This window comes from Klebsiella michiganensis (assembly GCF_002925905.1).
In the GTDB taxonomy this organism is placed as follows: domain Bacteria; phylum Pseudomonadota; class Gammaproteobacteria; order Enterobacterales; family Enterobacteriaceae; genus Klebsiella; species Klebsiella michiganensis.
This window is the reverse complement of sequence record NZ_PRDB01000021.1, coordinates 53908-73988: the sequence shown is the minus strand read 5'-3', so window position 1 is coordinate 73988 and position 20081 is coordinate 53908. Positions and strand designations below refer to the sequence as shown.

The following is a 20081-nucleotide window of genomic DNA, read 5'->3' as shown; positions in this document are numbered from 1 at the left end:
CGGACGCGGTGCCTGCAATTCAGATATGCCTGCCCATTCCCGGTCCGGGAATAAAAAGCAGGCATCATTAGCCACATGGCGGTTCAAGGAGGAATGCCATCTCCTGTGAGAAATAGCTTACATTACGAATCGTTTCAGCTGAAGCGATTTATGCGGAGAGGGGAAAAGCGAAGAACTCGGCACGCCGTCCGGCGTGCCGTGGGAAAGCCAGCTTAGTGGTTGTCGTCCTGCGGCATATGGCGATAGATATACACGCCGCTCAGCAGGGTGAATACCAGCGTCAGGGCGGTCAAACCAAAGACCTTGAAGTTGACCCAGATATTCTGCGGCAGCCAGAAAGCGATATAGATATTCGCCAGTCCGCAAAGGATGAAAAACACCGCCCAGGCCAGATTCAGACGCGACCACACCTGCTGCGGCAGCGTCAGCTCTTTACCCAGCATGCGCTGGATCAGCGGCTTCTTCATCACCCACTGGCTAAACAGCAGCGCGCTGGCAAACAGCACGTAGATAACCGTCACCTTCCATTTAATAAACTCATCGTTATGGAAGAAGATGGTTAAGCCGCCAAATACGGCCACCAGCACAAAGGTAATCAGCGCCATTTTCTCGACTTTACGATAGCGCACCCAGCTGTAAATCAGCACGATGGCGGTAGCGATAATCAGCGCGGTCGTCGCGGCGTAGATATCATAAAGCTTGTAGAATGCGAAGAAGACTACCAGCGGTAAAAAATCCAGAAACTGCTTCATACATCGATTCCGTCGTTCAGGTTGGGGCAGGGAGCACCCGCCCCGGATTAGGTTAGTTACGAATGAGCATATACAAGCGAAATAAATAGATCAGCAACAATGCGGAGATAAGATTGCTGAGGGTATTTATTACCACCGCGCCAACGTTTGGCGTCAGGACCGCGAAGCTGGAGGCAAACAGCAGCAGCAGCGTTTTCGCCAGCAGCCAGCCGATAATGGCCGGCGCCACCAGACGTACGTTGGCCCAGGCCAGACGCATACTGCTACGCATGGCGCTGAAAATCCCCATTTTATCCTGCACCAGCATAACCGGTGCGAAAGAGAGCACGATAGCCAGCAGGACGCCCGGCACCACCACCAGCATCATTCCCATCTGCACGATAAACGTCGTCAGCAGGATCAGCAGCAGCAGCTTTGGCAGCACCGGCGCAGAAGCGCCGATCGCACGCAGGGCGCTGACTCGCTGGCCGGCGGAGACCATCTGAATCATGAGCAGAACGCCGCCGGCAAGAATGGCGTTACCTACCAGCCCTGAGAAGGTGGAGGCCGCAGACGCGCGCAGCAGGATTTGCTGCTGCTCCGGCGTCATGCTCTGGACCAGTTCGAACAGCCCGCCGCTACCCGCCAGGCTATCGCCCTGGCTCAGTATTGACAGCTGCTCTTCACTGGGTGAAAAGGCATGGCCAAGTACTACCGTAATGAACGCGCATAGCAGCGCAATCAGCAGGATAGTAACGAACTGATTGCGGAAAAAGTTCCCGGTGTCACGGTAGACGGACTTCGCCGTGATAGACATGCATTCTCCTTGAGTATTGCAGGTGTTAACTAGCCGGCGATTGTACCGCAAATCGCGGCTGGGTAGCAGTCTCTGCTCCTGCACGCTAAGTATATCTTTGTAAATAGAAGAGGAAATCAGCGACGCGCTGCCTTGAGTGTCATAAAGCAAGAAATTTGATACGACACGCTTCTCACTGATTGTATTGAGAAAGTGAAAATTAATCTGGATCAATAAATGTTAAATTTGCCCACTTAATGTGATCTATGTTGGATCAAACATACTTCAATGTAGGTATATTCTGGCGCTGAATAACCATAATGAGGAAGTGGGTATGAAAAAGTTAGCAGCGGCGGTTGTTATTCTGAGCAGTCTTTCCGGCAGCAGCGTCTGGGCGCATGAAGCCGGTGAATTTTTTATTCGCGCGGGTTCGGCAACGGTCAGACCGACCGAAGGCGCGGGCGGCACGTTAGGCAGCCTGGGGGGCTTTAACGTCAGCAATAATACGCAACTGGGTTTGACGTTCACCTATATGGCAACGGATAACATCGGCGTTGAACTGCTGGCCGCCACGCCGTTCCGCCATAAAGTCGGGACCGCGGCAACCGGCAATATTGCGACCGTTCACCATTTACCGCCGACGCTCATGGCGCAGTGGTATTTTGGCGACTCCAGCAGCAAGCTGCGTCCATACATTGGCGCGGGTATCAACTACACGACCTTCTTCGATGAGAGCGTGAACGATACGGGTAAAAAGACCGGCATATCCGATCTGAGCCTGAAAGACTCCTGGGGGGCGGCAGGACAGGTGGGGATGGACTATCTGATTAACCGCGACTGGCTGATTAACATGTCGGTGTGGTACATGGATATCGACACCACCGCCAACTATAAGCTGGCGGGCGCGCAGCAGCACGACAGTATCCGTCTGGATCCGTGGGTGTTTATGTTCTCTGCCGGATACCGGTTCTAAAGTCTCAGGTAAAGCTGGTCGCAATGACCAGCTTTATTGCACGTCCCGACGCGAAGTCCGCTGCCGCGATTGCCGATGCGTCATTTGCCGCAAGCACTCCGCGGAACGTCCGCGTCAACCGCTACTCATTACCCCATTTATTCAGGAATTCCGCGATATCATCGATGCGCTGCCGATCGATGCCCGCTTGTATGGCCATCTCTCCCTGCGCCTCCTCGCTGATTTCTTCGTTATTCATCAGCCGCGTAATCAGCAGTTGAAAATAGCGCGCCAGGGGCTCACGTTCTGACTCGCTGACGGGCTCGGCGGACTCCGTCGAATACTCATCCGCAATGTCGTAATATTTCAGTGGTACTTCCTCGTGCATAAATCGCTCCCGGTTGACGTTGTGCCTGTATTTTCTGGCTTGAATAATATCACCCCTGCCTGGCTTTAGCTCAGGAACGCCCAGAAAAACGTATGACTAGCCCACGCCATGCGCAACGGGTCCAGAAACTCTCCATTCTCGGGGTGTAATAGTGTAAATAGCGAAAATTGACTGCCATGAACCCGTCTGCAGGCCATTAATACGCATAGACTTATCACCACGGCACGCGACATCCGCGATAATCCAGATACTCTAATCCGGGACGATTTTGTTTTTCCAGCAGCACGTTCACCAGCGAGGGGATGGTCTCCGCCATGGTGAGCGGGGCGTTCTCGCCGCCAAGGGCCGTGCGGATCCATCCCGGCGCCATGACCACCATCGGATGCGATACGCTGGCAGGGCGGGCGGCAAAGCTGCGCATAAACATATTCAGCGCGGCTTTGCTCCCGCGATACAGCTCGCGCTGCCCGCCGGTATTATTGCTCAAACTGCCTTGTCCTGAAGACATAACGCCAATCAGCCCCTGCGGCAACACCAGCGCCTGCAGATTTTCTATGACCCGCATCGGCGCGAGCGCGTTAGTCAGCATGACGTGAATAAACTCTTCCGTCGCGATCTCGCCGATGGTTTGTGTGGGATCGCGGTTGGTGGTGCCCGCGTTGACGAACAGCATATCCAGCGCGCTATCGGCAAGCGCATTGCGCAGCGCCGCGATCCCGTCGCTATCACAAATATCCAGCGCCTCAATGCGCACCCGTCCAGGATAAGCCTCGGCCAGGTGGTGCAGCGGCGTCGTTTGTGAGAGATCGCGTACGGTGCCGATGACCTGCCAGCCATGCAGCAGAAACTGTTCAGCCATGGCGTGCCCAAGCCCGCGTGACGCGCCTGCGATCAATACTGTTTTAGGGGAAGTGACCATGGGCATAACTCCTGAGCAAATACATGATGGGGTAAATATAGGCTGGTGCTGTAGCAGGCGGAAGGCGCAGCATTTGCAATAATAAAGTGCATCAGACGCCTTATCCTGGAGTGGAGAAAAGATGACCGATCCTGATTTCAATTTACTGGCGGCGCTGGATGTACTGTTGAGCGAGAAAAGCGTTGCCGGGGCGGCTAAACGGCTTAAGCTCAGCGCTTCGGCGATGAGCCGCACGCTGACGCGCCTACGGCAGGCCACCGGCGACCCGCTACTGGTCAGAGCCGGGCGAAACATGGTGCTGACTCCGCACGCAGAAAGTCTGCAGGCGCGGGCAAAAAACGTTGTCTCCGAGATGCGCGCGGTGCTCAACGCTTCGCCTGCGCCGCTGAGTTTATCGACCCTCGAGAAGCGATTTACTTTGCGTACCAATGAGGGATTTATAGACGCTTTTGGCCCGGCGCTGGTGAACGCCGCCGCGCGGGAAGCACCGGGCGTGATGCTGGAGTTTGTCGCTAAGCCGGAGAAAGATGCCCGATTTTTACGCGAGGGGCGGGTGGACCTGGAAATTGGCGTACTGAAAAATATGGGGCCGGAGATCCGCCTGCAGGCGCTGTTTCGCGATCGTTTTGTCGTCGCGCTGGCCAAAAACCATCCGCTGGCCGCCTTTGCCGACATGTCGCGGGAACAATTTGTTTCCGTGGGGCACGTCATTACCTCCCGTCGCGGGTTGATACGCGGGCCGGTTGATGACGCGCTGGCGGCGTGTGGCATGCGCCGCAGGATTGCCGCGGTGGTGCCTGGTTTTTCCGCCGCGCTGGCCGTGGCCCGGGATTCTCAGCTCATCGCCGTTGTCCCGGCCTCCTGCCTGCAGAGCGCGGCGGGAAAAGCGATGGTCGCTTTTCCTCTCCCGGTGAGTACGCCGGAGATAACGGTGTCACAAATGTGGCATCCTCGCCACGAGCATGAATTGGCACATCGCTGGCTAAGGCAGCTGGTGCGCAGAGTGTGTCGACAACCATAAAAAAAGCCCGCACAAGTGCGGGCAAAAATACTGGAAGCAATGTGAGCAATGTCGTACCGAATACCTGAGCTGTTTGCTCAACTATTCAGTAATGAGAAAGATAATATTTCTCATTTAAGATATCAACCCCAACTTTTGTGCAGAAGCGATTTTTTTAATCGACGACAAAGACGGTGCGTTTCTGGCTGTCGTCCTGCGGCCACGCCGTGGCGACCTCGCGAAGCGGCCGGGGAGTCGTGGCGATAGTCAATCCGCCGGCGACGGCGGCCTGCAGCATCTCCCCGGTGGCGGCCAGCAGCTGGGGCACAGAAAGGCTGCCAATTCCGCTGCCCATCAGCTGCAGCGGCGAGGAGCGTAGCACCGCGCCATTGAGAGAGATATCGGCGGCGGAAAGGGAACCGACCTGAATAAAACGTACCGGCGCATTTCCTGGGCTGTGTTTTGCCAGCGCTGGCAGCAAAAGTTCGGCGCTACGTCCCCACAGATAATCGACGACGACATCAATCTGCTGCGCCGCCAGCCCGGCAAACTGCGTCCGTAAGTCCGCCTCATCCTGACTTAAGTTAACGGTTTCATCAGCGCCGAGGGCGGCCAGCTTCTCCACGTTTCGCCCGCAGGCGATCACTTTTCTGGCGCCGAGAAAACGGGCGATTTGTACCGCCAGCTGCCCGGCGCTGCCGGTGGCGCCGTTGATCAGTACCGTTTCCCCGGCTTTCATCCCGGCGCGTTTGACCAGCGCCGCCCAGGCCGACATCCCCGGATTAGCCATTGCCGCGGCGGTGATATCGTCCAGCGCATCCGGCAGCGGCAGACAGTGGTTTAAGGCGACGGGAGCCCGTTGCGCCATGCTGCCCCAGGGCGCGACGGGGAAGGCGAAATAGACGCGCTCTCCGCCGGGTAAGATACCGGTGCCGTCAATACCCGGGACAAAAGGCAGGCGGCCATCGAAACTATAATGCTTACCGGAGGCCCTGCCTTTCACTACATGACTGATGGCGGCTGCCCGAACCTCGACTAACGCCTGATGCTCACCGGGCTGCGGATCGCGAAAATCGGACCACACCGGCCCCTGCTGCAGGTCAAAAACCACGGCTGCTTTCATCGTCTTCTCCCCCTGTGGGATAGTTATGTGTAAAATGCACGTATCTGATAACAGCACTATACCCGGTTAACCAATATATGCAAGATGCACATAATAATTACGACATCAGCGGCTTTCACGGCGCGCTGCTCGATATCATCAGCGTGATGAACCAGCCGATGCGCGACGAGCAGATACTGCAGGCGGCTGGGGTCCAGCTCGATCGGATCCTCTTCCCGCTGCTGGTGGCAATAGGGCGCAGGGGACCCGTTGGGGTCGTTGAACTGGCGGATAGCCTCGGTCGCGATTACACCACCGTCAGCAGGCAGGTGAAGAAGCTGGAAGCGCAGCAGCTGGTACTCAAGCAGCCCAATGCAAAAGATCGCCGGATTAGCGAGGTGACGCTCAGCGAAGCGGGGCAGGCGATGATCGATCGTATCGCGGGAGCAAGAACGCGGCTGATGAATGAGGTGCTGGCCGGATGGACGCAAGAAGAGGTGATGGCGCTGTTTCGCCTGACGCGTAAATACGCCGACAGCTTACAGCTGAAATAACCGCCCGGCCCGGGGCCGGACGGCAGGCACGTTAAGCCGCTTTAGTGGCGGCTTTCAGGCTTCGGGCGAAAGCCTTGAGTTCCGCCAGCATGGCCTGCGGGTCGTTCACGTTCCGCTCGATGATTTTGACGATGGCGGAGCCGGAAATCGCGCCGGCCGCGCCGGCCTCAATCGCGGAGGTAACCTGCTCCGGCGCCGAGATGCCAAAGCCCTGCAGCGGCGGTGCGGCGTGGTACTCGGCCAGCTTTTCAATCAGATGATGCAGCGGCAGCGCGGCGCGGTTTTCCGCGCCGGTCACGCCCGCCCGCGACAGCAGGTAGGTATAACCGCGACCGTAAGAGGCTATCTGGCGCAGCAGATCGTCATCGGCATTGGGCGGGCAGATGAAAATCGGCGCGATATTGTGGCGCAGCGCGGCCTGGCGGAACGGCGCGGACTCTTCCACGGGGACATCGGCAACCAGCACGGAATCGACGCCCGCGCGTTCGCACGCGGCGTAGAATTCATCGATGCCGGGGCTGAACACCAGGTTGGCGTACATCAGCAGGCCGATAGGAATGGTAGGGTGTTTCTGGCGAATCGCCGTCAGCATTTCGAAGCACTGCGCGGGGGTCACCCCGGCGGCAAAAGCGCGCAGGGTGGCGTCCTGAATGGTCGGGCCATCCGCCAGCGGGTCGGAGAAAGGAATACCCAGCTCCAGCGCGTCGGCACCGGCTTCAATCAGCGTATCGATAATTTTCAGCGACTGTTCCGGATTCGGATCGCCGAGGGTGACGAAGGGAACAAACGCGCCTTCCCGGCGATCTTTCAGTTGTGCAAACAGCGTCTCATAACGTTCCATCAGATTTCCCCTCGCGCTTTTAAAATATCATGTACGGTGAAGATGTCTTTATCGCCGCGGCCGGAGAGGTTAACCACCAGCAGCTGCTCTTTTTCCGGGTTTTCACGCATCATTTTCAGCGCGTGCGCCAGGGCGTGGGAGGATTCCAGCGCCGGGATAATCCCTTCATGGCGTGATAGCTCTTTAAAGGCCTCCAGCGCTTCGTCATCGGTAATCGACACGTAATCGGCGCGGCCAATGCTGTTTAAATAAGCATGCTGCGGGCCCACTGACGGGAAATCCAGCCCTGCGGAGATGGAGTAGGACTCCTCTATCTGGCCTTCTTCGGTTTGCATCATCGGCGATTTCATACCGAAGTAGATGCCCACACGACCGTGCTTAAGCGGCGCGCCGTGCTCGCCGGACTCAATACCGTGACCTGCCGGCTCCACGCCAATCAGGCCAACAGCGGTTTCGTCGATAAAATCGGCGAACATGCCGATGGCGTTCGATCCGCCGCCGACGCAGGCGATAACCGCATCCGGCAGGCGACCTTCTTTCTCGAGGATCTGCGCTTTGGTCTCTTCGCCAATCATGCGCTGGAATTCACGCACGATGGTCGGGAACGGGTGCGGACCCGCGGCGGTGCCGAGCATATAGTGGGCTTTTTCGTAGCTGCCGGACCAGTCGCGCAGGGCCTCGTTGCAGGCATCTTTCAGCGTAGAAGAGCCGCTATGAACCGGGATCACTTCCGCTCCCATCAGGCGCATGCGGAAAACGTTCGGCGACTGGCGTTCGATATCCTTCGCGCCCATGTAGATGCGGCACTTCAGGCCGAGCAGGGCGCTGGCGAGGGCTGAGGCCACGCCGTGCTGACCGGCGCCGGTTTCGGCGATAATTTCCGTTTTGCCCATCCGTTTCGCCAGCAGAGCCTGGCCGAGCACCTGGTTAGTTTTATGCGCGCCGCCGTGCAGCAGGTCTTCACGTTTCAGATACAGCGTCGTGCGGGTGCCTTCAGTGAGGTTGCGGCATTTGGTCAGCGCCGTCGGACGACCGGCGTAGTTTTTCAGCAGGTCGGTAAATTCGGCCTGGAATGCCGGATCTTTTTGCGCGCTGACGAACGCGTCTTCCAGCTGGCGCAGGGCGGGCATCAGGATCTGCGGAACGTACATTCCGCCGAATTCGCCAAAGTAGGGGTTCAGTAAAGTACTCATTATTGCTCCTTAATATGCGCGCAGCGTTTGAAACACAGAGGACAGCTTGTCGGCATCTTTAATACCCGGCTGCGACTCTACGCCTGAATTAAAATCGAGTCCGGCACAGCCGCTTTTGGCGGCTTCTACGCAGTTATCGGCGCCGAGGCCGCCTGCCAGCATGACGTTATGCAGGTCCTGACCCTGCAGCAGGGACCAGTCGAAACGCTGGCCGGTGCCGCCCTGACCGTTGTCGAGAACGTATTTATCGACATGGCGCAGATCGCGCGGCGGTAGCGTTTCACCTACGCTGAGGGCTTTCCAGATTTGCACCTTCGGTGGAAGTTCGGCGCGCAGGGTATCAATATAGGTCTGGTCTTCGCTGCCGTGCAGCTGTACGGCGGCTAAGTCGAGGTTTTCCGCCCGGGCGATCACTTCCGCCACCGGGGTATTGCGGAATACGCCGACATAGCTCAGAGGCGCGCTGGCGATCACCGCTTGCGCCTGCGCCTCGTTCACCGCGCGCGGCGACGTCGGGACAAAAATCAGGCCGCCGTAGACCGCGCCGGATTCATACGCCACCTGGGCATCCTGGGGGCGGGTCAGGCCGCAGACCTTATTCTCGCCGAGCAGCACGCGCTTCACGGCGGCGTTCAGATCGGCGTGCTCCATCAGCGCTGAGCCAATCAGGAAACCGTTGGCGAAGTGGCTCAGTTCGCGCACTTCCGCGTAGGTATGGATGCCGGACTCGCTGATCACCGTGACATCGTGACCGAGCTTAGGCGCCAGGGTACGGGTACGGTTGAGATCAATCGACATATCGCGCAGATCGCGGTTGTTGATGCCGACCACTTTCGCCTTCAGCGCAATCGCGCGCTCCAGCTCCTCTTCATTACTCACTTCGGTCAGCACGCCCATGTTCAGGCTGTGCGCGACGGCGGAGAGCTGGCGATACTGCTCATCATCCAGCACTGAAAGCATCAGCAGACAGGCGTCGGCCTGGTAGTAGCGCGCCAGGTAAATCTGATAAGGATCGATGGTGAAGTCCTTACAGAGAATCGGCTGCGGCGCGACCTTACTGACCATCGGCAGGAAATCGAAGCTGCCCTGGAAATATTTCTCATCGCACAGCACCGAGATAGCCGAGGCGTAGTGCTTGTAGACGCCGGCGATGGCAGCCGGGTCAAAATCTTCGCGAATCAGGCCTTTTGATGGTGAGGCCTTTTTGCACTCGAGAATAAACGCGGTGCGGGTTCCGGCGAGGGCATCGTAAAAATTGCGCTGCGTCGGTACCACTTCATTTTGAAAACTGGCTAACGGTTGTTGTTGTTTGCGGGCTTCTACCCAAATCGCTTTGTCGGCCACGATTTTTGCTAAAACGGTCTGCATTTTTTACCCTCTTGCCGCTAATGCGGTCACTCTGTCATAGGCCGCTCCGCTATGCAGCACATCGATGACTTGCTGCGCGTTGGCCTTCAGGTCTTCGTGTCCATGTAAACGCATCAACATGGCGACGTTGGCGGCAACGGCGGCTTCGTGAGCGGCTTCACCTTTACCTTGTAGCAAGCGCGTAAGAATGTCACGGTTTTCTTCCGGCGTGCCGCCTGCCAGCTGCTCCTGATGGTAAGGCGTCAGGCCAAAGTCGGCGGCGGTGAGCTGGTAGCTCTTGATTTCGCCATGGTTCAGTTCCGCGACCACCGTCGGCGCGTGCAGCGACACTTCATCCATACCGCCGCTATGCACCACCGCAGCGCGCTGGTAGCCCAGCACGCGCAGGGTTTCCGCAATCGGCAGCACCAGTTCTGGGCTATAGACGCCAATCAGCGCCAGCGGCGGATGAGCCGGGTTGATCAGCGGCCCAAGCACGTTAAACAGGGTGCGGGTTTTAAGCTGCTGACGGACCGGCATCGCGTGGCGGAAACCGGTGTGGTACTTCGGTGCGAACAGGAAGCAAACGCCCAGTTCATCCAGCGCCTGGCGAGATTTATCGGCATTCATATCCAGGTTGATACCGAACGCCGCCAGCAGGTCGGAGGAACCGGATTTACTCGATACGCTGCGGTTACCGTGCTTCGCGACCTTCAGGCCGCAGGCGGCGGCTACAAACGCGCTGGCGGTCGAAATATTGATACTGTTGCTGCCGTCGCCGCCGGTACCGACGATATCGGCAAACGGATAATCCGGACGCGGGAACGGCGCGGCGTTTTCCAGCAGCGCGGTGGCGGCGCCGGCGATTTCCTGCGGATGCTCACCGCGTACTTTCATACTCACCAGCGCGGCGGCCAGCTGCTCGGGTTTGACTTCACCGCGAACCACCGCAGAGAACAGCTGATGGCTCTCCTGCTGGCTCAGGGTTTCGGCCTGGTACAGTTTTTCCAGAATCGGCTGGAGGGTGTTGGTCTGCTCCAGCTTCTGCAGCGCCCAGGCCAGGGTTTGCTCCAGCAGGCGTGCCCCCTGGGTGGTCAGAATTGACTCAGGGTGGAACTGGAAGCCGCAAACGCGATCCGCGTCGTGACGCACCGCCATCACCATACCGTTGAAGTGGGCGTTGATGGTGAGTCCGGCCGGGATATTGCTGCCCACCAGCGAGTGATAGCGGGCGACCGGCAGCGGATTGCTCAGTCCGGCAAACATCGCCTGGCCATCGTGCTCAATGCTTGATGCCTTCCCGTGAAGAATTTCACCGGCCTGACCGACGTAGCCGCCATAGGCTTCGACAATCGCCTGATGGCCGAGGCAGATACCGATAATCGGCAGCTTGCCGCGCATGCGGGTCAGCAACTCCGGCATGCAGCCCGCTTCGCTCGGCGTCCCCGGCCCCGGAGAAAGCATCAGTACCGGGTTTTTCATGGTGCCGATGCGCTCAATCAGCGCCTGCGCCGGGACGGAGTTGCGGTAAATCACCACGTTATGGCCGTTCGAACGCAGCTGGTCTGCCAGGTTATAGGTAAAAGAGTCGATATTATCGAGCAGCAGGATGTCGGCCATTAGAAAATCTCCTTCGCGTGGTGGGCCTGGGCGATAGCGCGCAGCACCGCGCGAGCTTTATTACGGGTTTCATCCGCTTCTGACTGGGGAACGGAGTCGAGCACGATACCGGCGCCGGCCTGCACCGTGGCGACGCCATCCTGCACGTAGGCGGAACGGATCACGATGCAGGTATCGAGGTCGCCGTGGGCGGTAAAGTAGCCCACCGCGCCGCCGTAGCTGCCGCGGCGTTTGCCTTCAGCGGCGGCGATTAGCTGCATGGCGCGCACTTTCGGCGCCCCGCTGAGGGTGCCCATATTCATACAGGCACGGTAGGCATGCAGCACGTCAAGATCGCGGCGCAGCTCGCCAACCACGCGGGAGACGAGGTGCATCACAAAGGAGTAGCGGTCGACTTTGGTCAGGTCGGCGACGTAGCGGCTACCCGACGTACAGATGCGCGCGAGGTCGTTACGCGCAAGGTCGACCAGCATCAGATGCTCGGAGAGCTCTTTATGGTCGGTGCGCATCTCCAGCTCAATGCGGCTGTCGAGATCGCGATCCAGCGAACCATCCGCGCGGCGGCCGCGCGGACGGGTACCGGCAATGGGATAGATTTCAATCTGGCGATTGGTGGCATCGTACTTGAGAGAACTCTCCGGCGACGCGCCGAAGAGGGTGAAATCGTTGTCCTGCATAAAGAACATGTACGGGCTCGGGTTGCTCTTCTTCAGCACATCATAAGCGGCCAGCGGCGACGGGCAGGGCAGCGAGAAGCGGCGTGACGGCACGACCTGAAAAATCTCGCCCGCGCGGATGGCGCGCTGCATTTTACGCACGACGGCGCCGTACTCTTCGTCGCTCTGATCGCAGTCGCAGCTCATTTCGGCAACCGTGGTCACCGGCAGCGGCGCCGGCGGCTCGTTTAGCTGCTGACGAAGCTGAGCGAGCCGCTGTAGCAGACGCTGTTTTTCGCTTTCCAGCGGCGTGAACAGGCTCGCCTGGATACGGGTATTTTTGGTCTGATGGTCGATAACCAGCAGCGTTTCCGCCAGATAGAAGCAGTAATCCGGGCAGGCGGTGTCGCTCTCCAGCGGCGGCAGGTCTTCAAAGCCAGCGACCAGGTCATAGGCGAACAGGCCGCCGAAGAACATCGCTTCGCGCTCCTGCTGCGGGACGGTTATCAGATCCTGCAGCAGGCGAAAAGCGTCGAATACCGAGAGTGAACACAGGCGGGCATCTTCATCCAACAGCGCGCTGACCGGCGGGAAGGTTAATACCCGGCTATTTGGCTGACGCTGGTTATCGATGCCGGATGGCAGCGCGCTATCCAGCAGTTCGAGTAACGCCGTACCGTTGGCGGAAAATGCGTGAATAGTGACAGTGTCACCTAGCGCGGTAATGCGCAGCGCGCTATCCACCAGCAGCAGGCTCTTTAAATCATCCTTACTGTCGATATCCGCGGATTCCAGCAGCAGGGTGGCTGGACGCGCGCCGCATAGCTGGTGGAACAGCGCCGTGGGGTTTTCCCGATAGATGGCGTCGCTGGTGAGAAGCTCGAGTGCCGGTTTTGATGTTTGCATTATTTTGTCGCCTGTTCGCTATAATAATTTGTCCAATAAAAAGCCCGCTCATTGGCGGGCCGGGTATCTGTATGCTGAGTGCAAAACGCGATCACGCCGCCCGATAACAGGAGGTGCGCCACCAGCCGTGCAGAGTGATGAATTGCGTTTTCATTGTTGATACCCCTTCATGTGAACTTGCGTACTAGTTAACTAGTCCGAGAGATTAAAGTCAACCCCTGTTTGCAGATTTTCTCTATCAGTCGGTATGATGATGCGCTTATTACTATCCTTAATCACTTAAGCTGCAGAACCACAATCAATCTGCCTGTGACTTAAAGTATGACGGGTACCGGTTCATGTCCAGCAGGAGTCATCTTGAGCAACACCAATTACGCAGTGATTTACGACCTGCACAGCCATACCATCGCCTCTGACGGGCGTCTGACTCCAGAAGAACTTGTCCATCGCGCCCACCAGATGCGCGTCGGCACCCTGGCGATTACCGACCACGATACCGTGGCGGCAATTCCCGCGGCTCAGCGTGAAATTGAACGTGCCGGTTTACCGTTGGCGCTGATTACCGGGGTGGAAATTTCCACTCTGTGGGAAAATCATGAAATTCATATTGTCGGGCTGAATATCGATATCGACCATCCGGCGATGACCGCGCTGCTCGATGAACAGAAAGCGCGTCGCCAGATGCGGGGTCAGCAGATCGCCGAGCGGCTGGAAAAAGCGCGGATCCCGGGCGCCTGGGAAGGGGCGCTGAAGCTGGCGGACGGCGGTGCGGTGACGCGCGGCCATTTTGCCCGTTTTCTGGTGGAGGCCGGCTATGCCAACAATATGGCTGACGTATTTAAGAAGTATCTGGCGCGCGGGAAAACCGGTTACGTTCCGCCTCAGTGGTGTACAATAAAACAAGCGATTGATGTCATTCATCATTCTGGCGGTAAAGCGGTCATTGCCCATCCCGGGCGCTACGATCTCTCCGCCAAGTGGTTAAAACGGCTGTTGGCCCATTTTAGCGAGCAGGGGGGCGATGCGATGGAGGTGGCGCAGTGTCAGCAGGCGCCTCACGAGCGCGCACAGCTTGCCGCTTACGCCGTGCAGTATGGCCTGGATGCCTCGCAGGGGTCTGATTTTCATCAGCCCTGCCCGTGGATCGAACTGGGCCGCAAACTTTGGCTACCCGCGGGCGTGGAAGGGATCTGGCGCAGTTGGGAAGTGGCCGTAGAACAAAATTGAGAGGGAAGTATGAGCCAGTTTTTTTATATCCATCCGGAAAATCCACAGGCGCGGTTAATTAACCAGGCGGTGGACATTGTGCGTAAAGGCGGGGTCATCGTCTATCCGACCGACTCCGGCTACGCGTTAGGCTGCAAAATTGAAGATAAGGGCGCGATGGAGCGGATTTGCCGGATCCGTAATCTGCCAAACGGCCACAACTTCACCCTGATGTGCCGCGATTTGTCCGAACTGTCGACCTATTCATTCGTTGATAACGTGGCCTTTCGTCTGATTAAAAACAATACCCCGGGTAACTACACGTTTATCCTCAAGGGCACCAAAGAAGTTCCGCGCCGTCTGCTGCAGGATAAGCGTAAGACCATCGGTATGCGCGTGCCGTCCAACCCGATTGCGCAAATGCTGCTGGAAACGTTGGGCGAGCCGATGCTCTCCACTTCGTTGATGCTGCCGGGAAGCGACTTTACCGAATCCGACCCGGAAGAGATCAAAGATCGTCTTGAGAAGCAGGTTGACCTGATTATTCACGGCGGCTATCTGGGCCAGCAGCCGACCACGGTTATCGACCTCACTGAAGATGCGCCGGTTGTGGTGCGTGAAGGCGTGGGGGACGTAACGCCATTCCTGTAATGACGTCTGTTTCCATGGAAGGAATCGTCATGTAATGAATACCCGCTCGCCGCTTTTATTTGCCGCCGTTCAACGCGGCGCAATGCCGCGCGCCTTTTGATGGTTCATCCTCTGCAAAAGACCCTATTGTGCTACCTGGCTTCCATCAGCGCGCCATGCGCCCGGACGGAGGTGCGCGGTAAGTTGTGCTATGCTCGTAACGCAAAGAAGCATTCATCTTAAAGTTCGTGTACCATGTTCGCCCACGCGAGAAGGCGTGTCTCTGTTATGTCTGCTGTAGCAACATAGATAACGGCACGCGCTGATGCAAAAAAATTTTACAGAACAGGGTGTTAGGTTTCATTTTGCCTCGCGCCCTGTTTTTCGAAGTATACCAGACGCCTGGGAAGGCGACACCTTAAGGAAGCTCAATGAGCGAGAAATTACAAAAAGTGCTGGCCCGCGCTGGCCACGGCTCCCGCCGTGAAATCGAAGCCAAAATCGAAGCTGGCCGCGTCAGCGTCGATGGCAAAATCGCCACCCTTGGCGATCGCGTTGAAATTGTCCCGGGTTTAAAAATTCGCATCGACGGTCATCTGATTTCGGTGAAAGAGTCTGCGGAACAGATTTGTCGCGTGCTGGCTTACTACAAGCCGGAAGGCGAACTCTGTACCCGTAACGACCCGGAAGGGCGACCGACGGTGTTCGATCGTCTGCCAAAGCTGCGCGGCGCGCGCTGGATTGCCGTCGGTCGTCTTGACGTCAACACCTGCGGCCTGCTGCTGTTTACCACCGACGGTGAACTGGCGAACCGCCTGATGCACCCGAGCCGCGAAGTGGAACGTGAATACGCGGTGCGCGTATTTGGCCAGATAGATGATGACAAGCTGCGCCAGCTCTCGCGCGGCGTCCAGCTGGAAGACGGCCCGGCGGCGTTCAAAACCATCAAGTTTACCGGTGGCGAAGGGATTAACCAGTGGTACAACGTCACGCTGACCGAAGGCCGTAACCGCGAAGTTCGCCGCCTGTGGGAAGCCGTTGGCGTACAGGTCAGCCGCCTGATCCGCGTGCGCTACGGCGATATTCTGCTGCCGAAAGGCCTGCCGCGCGGCGGCTACACCGAGCTGGACCTGGCGCAAACCAACTACCTGCGCGAACTGGTTGAGCTTACGCCGGAAACCACCTCTAAGGTCGCCGTCGAAAAGGATCGCCGTCGCATGAAGGCGAATCAGATTCGCCGCGCGGTTAAGCGCCACAGCCAGGTGAGCAATAATAATAACAACCGTCGTTCCAGCAGCCGTAATAACGGTAACGGTTAATTATTCCAGTTCCGGCGGTCACCGCCGGAATTCTCCCTCCTGTGACTCCTTTCACACTTCTGCATAAAGACAAAAAACAGGAAATGCCCGGACAAATAACGCAAAGCGGTGCGCCAGGCGACGCCATATACTGAGGCCACTGATTACATTAACAGGTAGCCTAAAATGGAAACAGCAGGAAAACTTTCGGCAAGCTATGTGGTTATCGGCGTTAAAGAAAAAATAGGGTATGGTTTTGGCGATTTCGCCTCTAATTTATCCTTCGGCTTCGTTTCTCTGTTTTTACTTTTTTTCTATACCAATATTTACGGCATTAGCGCCGTACAGGCGAGCCTGATCTTTGTTATTGCCCGCGTGGTTGATGCGGTATTTAATATTCTGATTGGTTTTGCCATCGATAAAACCCACAGCCGCTACGGTAAGCTTCGACCCTGGTTGTTGTATGGTTCAATTCCGCTCGGCTTCTTAACGGTGCTCTGCTTTGTGCCTTTCGGCGGTGAGGCGAAATTCTACTTCGCACTGATTTCCTATACTATTTATTGCCTGGCCTATACGGCGGTAAATACGCCTTATTCGGCGTTGACCAACCGTTTAACCCAGCATGAAGCCTCCCGCTCATCGCTGTCGGTATACCGGTTTGTCCTGGCGATTGTTGGCTATCTGATTGTGTCCACTACCGCGGACAGGCTGATTTCCCCGTTTAGCGATAAACAGCTGGGGTACGTCTTCGCCGTCTCTTGCTTTGCGCTGCTGGCGACGTTTTTGTTCCTTGCCTGCTTCGGGATGACCAAAGAGCGCGTTGGTGAAGAAGAGGAAGAGACTCCGGCGCCAACGCTGAGGGAAATGTTGAAGGCGGTGGCAGGCAACGCGCCGCTAATTAACCTTTCCATGTTCACCGTCTTTTTTTATATTGCCTATACCGTGTGGATGGCGATCGCTATTTACTTTATCAAATATATAATTGGTAGCGAAGGCTTTACCTCCACCTTCTTTATGATTCAGTCGGCGGCTTATATTGTCGGTACCGTTATTTCGGAAAAAATCATTGCGTTGATAGGTAAAAAGAAAATGACGCTGGTGGCGCTGTTGATCGGCATTGCGGGCGTACTGATGCAATATTTTATCGCTGGCGACAATATCTGGCTGATCATGACCGGCGTGTGTCTGTACAGTATTACGCTGGGGATGGGCTTTGTTTCAATGTGGTCAATGATTGCCGATACCGTGGAATATGCCGAGTGGCACCATGGGGTGCGCACCGAAGGCGCAATTTACGGTTTCTTTAATTTCATCACCAAAATAGCGATGGCCATCGGCGGCGGCTGCGCGGGCTGGATGCTGGACTATTACCACTATGACGCGGGCAACATTACCGCCAGCGCGATTAACGGCATTAACGTACTGATGACGCTATTTCCCGGCGCGATGTTTGCGCTCAGCGCACTGTTTGTCGCCTGCTATTCGCTGGATGAAAAAACCTATCGCGATATTGTGCAAAAAATCAGCCTGCGCAAACAGAACGCGCTTTAACCTCAGGGAGCCAGAGAGATGAATAACGATTTTAACACCACCCTCGCCGCGATGAGCGCGGAAGAAAAAGTGGCGCTGCTGACCGGCAGCGGCCTGTGGCGGACGGCCTCGCTGCCGCAGCACGGTATCGAAGATATCATTATGACCGACGGCACCTACGGCGTGCGCTACAGCAGCGCGCAGATTGATGGCCGGGAAAAGTGGAGCATGGATGATTTTATCTCGGTCATCACCCAAACCGCAGACCAGGCCAGCGCGGAAGAGCCCGCCGCGAAAGGGGGGAGTGAGGCGCTATTCAGCACTTCGCTACCGGCGACCTGCTTTCCTAATGGTTCCAGCCTGGCCTGCAGCTGGGACGTGGAGCTGGTGCATCAGATGGGGGAAGCGCTGGGGCGGGAGTGTCAGCAAATGGGCGTCGGGATCCTGCTCGGGCCGGGGATTAACATTCGCCGTACGCCGCTGGCCGGGCGAGGCTATGAATATTACGCCGAAGACCCGGTGGTCAGCGGCGATATTGCCGCTGCGCTGATCAACGGCCTGCAGCAGGAGGGGGTTGGTGCCAGCCTGAAACACTTTGCGGCGAACAACTCGGAGTACCGCCGCACGGAAATGGATTCGATTATTGAAGAACGGGCGCTGCGGGAAATCTATCTGGCGGGTTTCCAGCGCGCGATTGCGAAATCCCGGCCGTGGACGGTGATGTCTTCCTACAATCGTCTTAACGGCGTGCAAACCTCCCAGGATCCGTTTTTGCTCACTCAGGTTTTGCGCGATGAGTGGGGATATGAAGGGCTGGTGATGTCCGACTGGTACGGTATTAAAGATCGCCCCGCATCGCTGATGGCGGGTAACGATCTGGCGATGCCCGAAACCCGCCACGATAAACAAACCCTGCTGGCGGCGATTGAAGCCGGAGAGGTGCCGATGGCGGTGGTGGACCGCGCCTGTCTCCGCATGCTGGAACTGCTCGACAAGGTCCAGCGCCATCGCCGCCCGCAAACGCGAGCCGATTTTACGGCGCACCACGGGCTGGCGCAGCGGCTTGCCGGTGAATCCATTGTCTTGCTGAAAAATGAAGATAATCTGCTGCCGCTGCGTCCGGAGAAAACGCCGCGCGTCGCGGTGCTGGGTAAACCGGCTCAGGAGCCGGTGATCCAGGGGGCCGGATGCGCGACCACGGTGCCGTATCTGCTCGATCGGCCGCTGGATGAAATTTTTGACCTCGCCGGCGACGACTTCAGCGTCTCCTGGGCCGTGGGCGCGCCGGACGATCTGCGCTGCGATGAACAGGCGCTGGCGCAGGCCTGCCGCGTCGCGCAGGAGGCCGACGTGGCGGTGATCTTCGTCAGCACCGCCGTAGGTGAAGATGGCGAAAACGGCGATCGTCAGGATCTGCATATTCTGCCGGTGCACGAACGGTTAATTCGCGAAGTGGCGACGGTCCAGCCGAATATCGTGGTGGTGCTGGCGAATAGCGATGCGGTGGTGATGCCGTGGCTCGGCGAGTGCAAAGCGCTGCTGGAAACGTTCTTTGCCGGGCAAGGGATGGGGCGCGCGGTGGCGGAAATCCTCTTCGGCCAGCGTAACCCCTGCGGCAAACTGACGGTAACGGTACCTAATTCCCTGGAGGAAACGCCGGCCTGGCTGCACTATCCGGGCGAAAACCTGCGTCATCATTACGGAGAAGGGCTTTTTGTCGGCTATCGCTATTATGATAAACGTCGTATGACGCCGCAGTTTCCGTTTGGCTTTGGCTTAAGCTATACCCGGTTTGCGTACGATAATATCGCGCTGTCAGCCCGCCGTGCAGGTGCAGGCGAGACGCTTACCGTGTCGTTCGACCTGACCAACTGCGGAGAGTATGCGGGCAAAGAGATCGTCCAGCTGTACGTTAGCGCGCCGAAGGGGGAGCTGATTCGCGAAGTGCAGTCATTAAAAGCGTTCAGCAAAGTGGCGCTGGCCGCCGGAGAGACCCGTCGCGTGAGCCTGCAGCTGCCCATTGGCGAGCTGGCCTGCTATCATCCGGGCCTGGGTGATTGGGTCGTGACGCCGGGCATCTGGCAGGTTCGCGTTGGCGCCTCATCCCGGGATCTGCCGTTGATCGCGGAGATTGAGGTAGATTGTCCGCAGCGGTACGTCCCGCTGCGCGATGATAACTCTCTACAACAGCTGATCCAGCAGCCGGAGGCCTTTGCCCGCGTAGTGAAGCTGATTGCCGATAAGAGCCAGATGCCGGCGGAGCAGGTGCGTGAAAAACTGATTCGCCTGGCGCCGGATCTGTTCTGCGGGCTGCTGATTGCGCTGACCGAATTCCTGGCGCTGGATATCGAACGCGACGAGCTTAACGCCGTGCTGGCCGGCGCTCATCATTGCCAATGACAGGAGAGTGCG

18 protein-coding genes, 1 riboswitch and 1 other annotated feature are annotated in these 20081 nt (G+C 57.5%); of the genes, 8 read left to right on the top strand and 10 right to left on the bottom strand.

Annotation, left to right across the window (positions count from 1 at the left end):
- Positions 1 to 51 precede the first annotated feature (51 nt).
- A riboswitch (Fluoride riboswitch) is annotated at positions 52 to 113 on the bottom strand.
- A gap of 99 nt (positions 114 to 212) precedes the next feature.
- The gene (locus tag CDA56_RS27115; protein ID WP_004101360.1) at positions 213 to 752 is read right to left on the bottom strand and encodes a septation protein A; all 540 of its coding nucleotides are present in this window, start codon (positions 750 to 752) and stop codon (positions 213 to 215) included.
- A gap of 52 nt (positions 753 to 804) precedes the next feature.
- Positions 805 to 1548: a YciC family protein gene (locus CDA56_RS27110; RefSeq protein ID WP_004850117.1), complete on the bottom strand. Its 744-nt coding sequence runs from the start codon at positions 1546 to 1548 to the stop codon at positions 805 to 807.
- 313 nt (positions 1549 to 1861) lie between these two features.
- Between CDA56_RS27110 and ompW the strand changes: the two genes are divergently transcribed.
- A complete protein-coding gene (gene ompW, locus CDA56_RS27105; protein WP_004121296.1) occupies positions 1862 to 2500 on the top strand; it encodes an outer membrane protein OmpW in 639 nt (212 codons plus the stop codon).
- Between the two features lie 121 nt (positions 2501 to 2621).
- Here ompW and CDA56_RS27100 read toward each other — a convergent pair whose 3' ends face one another.
- Both CDA56_RS27100 and CDA56_RS27095 read right to left on the bottom strand, forming a co-directional pair.
- Entirely contained in the window at positions 2622 to 2867 is a 246-nt protein-coding gene (locus CDA56_RS27100) for a YmjA family protein (protein WP_032692737.1), read from the bottom strand.
- 214 nt (positions 2868 to 3081) lie between these two features.
- The gene (locus CDA56_RS27095; protein WP_102802800.1) at positions 3082 to 3786 is read right to left on the bottom strand and encodes an SDR family NAD(P)-dependent oxidoreductase; all 705 of its coding nucleotides are present in this window, start codon (positions 3784 to 3786) and stop codon (positions 3082 to 3084) included.
- Positions 3787 to 3907: 121 nt separating this feature from the next.
- On the opposite strand from CDA56_RS27095, the gene CDA56_RS27090 reads away from it, so the two are divergent.
- A complete protein-coding gene (locus tag CDA56_RS27090; RefSeq protein WP_102802799.1) occupies positions 3908 to 4807 on the top strand; it encodes a LysR family transcriptional regulator in 900 nt (299 codons plus the stop codon).
- A 154-nt stretch (positions 4808 to 4961) separates the two neighbouring features.
- On the opposite strand, the gene CDA56_RS27085 is transcribed toward CDA56_RS27090, so the two are convergent.
- Complete coding sequence (locus CDA56_RS27085; RefSeq protein ID WP_046878277.1) at positions 4962 to 5909, bottom strand: quinone oxidoreductase family protein; 948 nt, start codon at positions 5907 to 5909, stop codon at positions 4962 to 4964.
- A 77-nt stretch (positions 5910 to 5986) separates the two neighbouring features.
- On the opposite strand from CDA56_RS27085, the gene CDA56_RS27080 reads away from it, so the two are divergent.
- Positions 5987 to 6442 (top strand): MarR family winged helix-turn-helix transcriptional regulator, encoded by a 456-nt coding sequence (locus CDA56_RS27080; protein WP_046878276.1) that lies wholly within the window; start codon positions 5987 to 5989, stop codon positions 6440 to 6442.
- 31 nt (positions 6443 to 6473) lie between these two features.
- Here the strand turns inward: CDA56_RS27080 and trpA are convergent, their stop codons facing one another.
- From trpA to CDA56_RS27055, 5 genes are read right to left on the bottom strand one after another with little or no spacing between them, the layout of a single operon-like run.
- Positions 6474 to 7283, bottom strand: coding sequence for a tryptophan synthase subunit alpha (gene trpA / locus CDA56_RS27075; protein WP_064380548.1), 810 nt, complete (start codon positions 7281 to 7283; stop codon positions 6474 to 6476).
- Complete coding sequence (trpB, locus tag CDA56_RS27070; RefSeq protein ID WP_004850131.1) at positions 7283 to 8476, bottom strand: tryptophan synthase subunit beta; 1194 nt, start codon at positions 8474 to 8476, stop codon at positions 7283 to 7285. Before trpB ends, trpA begins: the two co-directional genes overlap by 1 nt.
- Positions 8477 to 8485: 9 nt before the next feature.
- Complete coding sequence (trpCF, locus tag CDA56_RS27065) at positions 8486 to 9844, bottom strand: bifunctional indole-3-glycerol-phosphate synthase TrpC/phosphoribosylanthranilate isomerase TrpF (RefSeq protein ID WP_025106981.1); 1359 nt, start codon at positions 9842 to 9844, stop codon at positions 8486 to 8488.
- 3 nt (positions 9845 to 9847) lie between these two features.
- Positions 9848 to 11443, bottom strand: coding sequence for a bifunctional anthranilate synthase glutamate amidotransferase component TrpG/anthranilate phosphoribosyltransferase TrpD (gene trpD, locus CDA56_RS27060; RefSeq protein ID WP_004850135.1), 1596 nt, complete (start codon positions 11441 to 11443; stop codon positions 9848 to 9850).
- Positions 11443 to 13005, bottom strand: a complete 1563-nt coding sequence (locus CDA56_RS27055; protein ID WP_102802798.1) for an anthranilate synthase component 1 — start codon at positions 13003 to 13005, stop codon at positions 11443 to 11445. Before CDA56_RS27055 ends, trpD begins: the two co-directional genes overlap by 1 nt.
- A 34-nt stretch (positions 13006 to 13039) precedes the next feature.
- Positions 13040 to 13135 (bottom strand) — a sequence feature (Trp leader region).
- A gap of 227 nt (positions 13136 to 13362) precedes the next feature.
- Here CDA56_RS27055 and rnm point away from each other — a divergent pair.
- From rnm to CDA56_RS27030, 5 genes are all read left to right on the top strand, one after another.
- Positions 13363 to 14232, top strand: a complete 870-nt coding sequence (rnm, locus tag CDA56_RS27050; RefSeq protein WP_032749459.1) for an RNase RNM — start codon at positions 13363 to 13365, stop codon at positions 14230 to 14232.
- A 9-nt stretch (positions 14233 to 14241) separates the two neighbouring features.
- Positions 14242 to 14862: an L-threonylcarbamoyladenylate synthase gene (locus CDA56_RS27045; RefSeq protein ID WP_004850139.1), complete on the top strand. Its 621-nt coding sequence runs from the start codon at positions 14242 to 14244 to the stop codon at positions 14860 to 14862.
- 410 nt (positions 14863 to 15272) lie between these two features.
- Entirely contained in the window at positions 15273 to 16160 is an 888-nt protein-coding gene (rluB, locus tag CDA56_RS27040; RefSeq protein WP_004121268.1) for a 23S rRNA pseudouridine(2605) synthase RluB, read from the top strand.
- A gap of 165 nt (positions 16161 to 16325) precedes the next feature.
- Positions 16326 to 17690: an MFS transporter gene (locus tag CDA56_RS27035; protein WP_103814047.1), complete on the top strand. Its 1365-nt coding sequence runs from the start codon at positions 16326 to 16328 to the stop codon at positions 17688 to 17690.
- Positions 17691 to 17708: 18 nt separating this feature from the next.
- A complete protein-coding gene (locus CDA56_RS27030; RefSeq protein ID WP_103814049.1) occupies positions 17709 to 20069 on the top strand; it encodes a beta-glucosidase family protein in 2361 nt (786 codons plus the stop codon).
- Positions 20070 to 20081: the final 12 nt, after the last annotated feature.